This is a genomic window from Stenotrophomonas pictorum JCM 9942 (genome assembly GCF_001310775.1).
Classification (GTDB): Bacteria; Pseudomonadota; Gammaproteobacteria; order Xanthomonadales; family Xanthomonadaceae; genus Stenotrophomonas; species Stenotrophomonas pictorum.
On record NZ_BAZI01000345.1, the window covers coordinates 1 to 2,802 of the forward strand.

Sequence of the window (2,802 nt, forward strand, 5' to 3'; positions counted from 1 at the left end):
CCCGACAGCGGCGGCGCGACCGTTTCCGGCCCGCGCCGTTTCAACCACCGTCCGCGCCTGGAACCGCCGCTCAGTCCCCGGCGAGCAGCGTGTTCCAGCCGTCCACGCCGAGCCTGTCGAGCGTGGCGATATTGCGTTCGACAATCACCTCCGGGTCGGGAAATGCGGCCACCGCCCGTTCCACGCTGTCTTCGCGCAGCAGGTGCAGGGTCGGATAGGGCGAGCGGTTGGTGTAGTTGGACACGTCATCGGCCGCCGCGCCGGCAAACTGGTAATCCGGATGGAAGCTGGCCACCTGCAGGATGCCCTGCAGATCCAGCGCCTCGACCGCCGCATCGGCGTTGTCGAGGAAATCGTTGTAGTCCAGGAAATCGGTCAGCACGTCCGGATGCACGATCAGCGTGGTGTCGATCTGCTCGGCCGGCGTGTCGCGCAACAGCACCAGCTCTTCGGCCAGCTCTTCCAGCAGCGCCTCGGGCGTGGAGGCATCGCTGAGCACGAAGCGCACCTGGTCCTTGACATAGACCGCCTTGGCGAACGGGCACAGGTTCAGGCCGATCACCGCCTTCTCCACCCAGCGGCGGGTCAGGGCGATGGGATCGATGGAGGTTTCGTTCATGGCGGCTACGCAGGCGGACGGGGGCAGGTGATTGTAGTGGCCCTGGACGCCTGCTGCGGCGGCGCCTCGCTGGACCGTGCCGGTGCGCATGACACGCCGGGCAGGGATGGGCACCCGGCGTACGGCAAGGATTTCCGCCGACCGGGCTTCGGCGATGGGGCCGGCCCCACGCCGGAACAGGCCGCAGCAGCGCATGTGCCTGCTGCAGCCGCGTGGCTCAGTCGCGGAAGTTCTCGAATTGCAGCGGCTGTTCGAAGTCGCCCTTCTTCAGCAGCGCCATCACTTCCTGCAGGTCATCGCGCTTTTTGCCATTGACGCGCAGCTTGTCGCCGTTGATCTGAGTATCGACCTTGATCTTGGACTCCTTGATCCTGGCGGCGATCTGCTTGGCCAGCTTCTGCTCGATACCCTGCTTGACCGTGACCTGCTGGCGCGCGCCGCCCAGATTGGTCTCGATGTCGCCGAATTCCATGCAGCGGAAATCGATGCTGCGGGCACCCAGGCGCTGTTTGAGGATGTCGCCCATCTGCTTGAGCTGGAAATCGGTGGGCGCGGTCAGCTTGATCAACTTCTCGTCTTCCAGCACGTACTTGGCGTCCACACCCTTGAAATCGAAGCGGGTGGACAGCTCGCGGTTGGCCTGGTCGATGGCGTTGGTCAGCTCGTGCTTGTCAACTTCGGAGACGACGTCAAAGGAAGGCATGAAGGCCTGCTCCCATCAATGAAAACGGTCTCCATTCTAGGCGATCGATGCCGGCCCGGTGGCGCGTGTCGGACCACGGTGCCTGCGGCTGATTGCACACCCCTGGGCACGCGGCCGATCGGTGGCGGTGGCGCGGCGGTCGCCCGGATGCGGGCTGAACACAGTGCACTGAATGGGGGTGCGCCGCGGTAGGCGCAGGACCGATAATCGCGCCATGCCTTCCACCAAATCCCCTGCGCACGCCATCCTCTGGATGCTGGCGGCTGTCGCCTTCTTTTCGTTGATGGATGCCGGCATGAAGATGCTGTCGGCCAGCTATCCCACCTTGCAGGTCACCATGTTGCGCGGTGCGGCGTCATTGCCGTTCGTGCTGGTGTGGGTGCTGGCCACCGCCGGGCCGCGCTCGATCATCCCGGTGCGCTGGGGCCTGCATCTGCTGCGCGGTGTGCTGGGCATGGTGATGATCGGCTGTTTCGTCTATGCGCTGCGCACGCTGCCGCTGTCCACCGCCTACACTCTCTATTTCGTCTCGCCGCTGCTGGTGGCCGCGCTGTCGGTGCCGCTGCTGGGCGAACACGTCGGGCCACGGCGCTGGGTGGCGATCGGCATCGGCCTGGTCGGCGTGCTGGTGGTGCTGCGCCCGGGGGTGGAGGGCATCATCTCGCTGCCGGGGCTGATGGTGCTGGTGGCGGCGCTGGCCTACGCCATCGCCTCGGTGACGGTGAGCCTGCTGACCCGTACCGATACGTCGCAATCCATGGTGGTGTGGTTTTTGCTGATCATGGCCGTTGGTGCCGGATTGCTGGCCTGGCCGCAGTGGCAACCGCTGCAGTGGAAGCACGCGGCGCTGATCGCCGGCATGGGCCTGGCCGGGGCGCTGGGGCAGATCGCGCTGACCCGCGCGTTCCAGCTGGGCCAGGCCTCGCTGATCGCGCCGCTGGAATACACCGGTCTGGTCTGGGTGATCGGCCTGGATCTGCTGCTGTGGGGCGTGCTGCCGGACCGCTGGACCTGGCTGGGGGGGGCGATCATCGTCGCCAGTGGCCTGTACCTGCTGCATCGGGAACGCGTGCAGCAGGCCCGGCGGACCGCGCCGATGGACCATCCCTGAGCCAGGGAGGGGCGGGGGCGGTCGCTTAGAACCAAAAGGAATAAGATTCCCGGTGTCAGCACGCGCGCCGCAGCCGTGGCGCTGCTAGGCTGCACGCCCGTTCCGTCCTCCCCCGGTTGCCCTGGCAGTGATCGAGTTCCAGAACCTGCACAAATCCTATGTGGTGGAAGGCCGCGCGATCACCGCGCTGCATCCGCTCGACCTGCAGATCCACGCCGGCGAAGTGTTCGGCATCATCGGCCACTCCGGTGCCGGCAAGTCGACCCTGATCCGCCTGATCAACCGGCTGGAGGAACCCAGTGGCGGCCGCGTGCTGATCGACGGCCAGGACGCCACCGCGCTGGACGCCGACGGCCTGCGCGCGCTGCG

General features: G+C 66.6%; 4 protein-coding genes. 2 read left to right on the top strand and 2 right to left on the bottom strand.

The genetic code is table 11. From position 1 onward, the window contains the following. Positions 1-70 precede the first annotated feature (70 nt). On the bottom strand, positions 71-619 hold the full coding sequence (locus tag JCM9942_RS13460) for a DUF1415 domain-containing protein (protein WP_054660304.1): 549 nt from the start codon (positions 617-619) through the stop codon (positions 71-73). A 217-nt stretch (positions 620-836) separates the two neighbouring features. After that, positions 837-1,322, bottom strand: a complete 486-nt coding sequence (locus tag JCM9942_RS13465) for a YajQ family cyclic di-GMP-binding protein (RefSeq protein ID WP_054660300.1) — start codon at positions 1,320-1,322, stop codon at positions 837-839. A 214-nt stretch (positions 1,323-1,536) separates the two neighbouring features. Here JCM9942_RS13465 and JCM9942_RS13470 point away from each other — a divergent pair, with 214 nt between their 5' ends. Continuing rightward, positions 1,537-2,433, top strand: coding sequence for a DMT family transporter (locus JCM9942_RS13470; protein ID WP_054660302.1), 897 nt, complete (start codon positions 1,537-1,539; stop codon positions 2,431-2,433). 127 nt (positions 2,434-2,560) lie between these two features. Continuing rightward, the coding region (locus JCM9942_RS13475) for an ATP-binding cassette domain-containing protein (RefSeq protein ID WP_157722928.1) at positions 2,561-2,802 on the top strand (242 nt) is incomplete at its 3' end.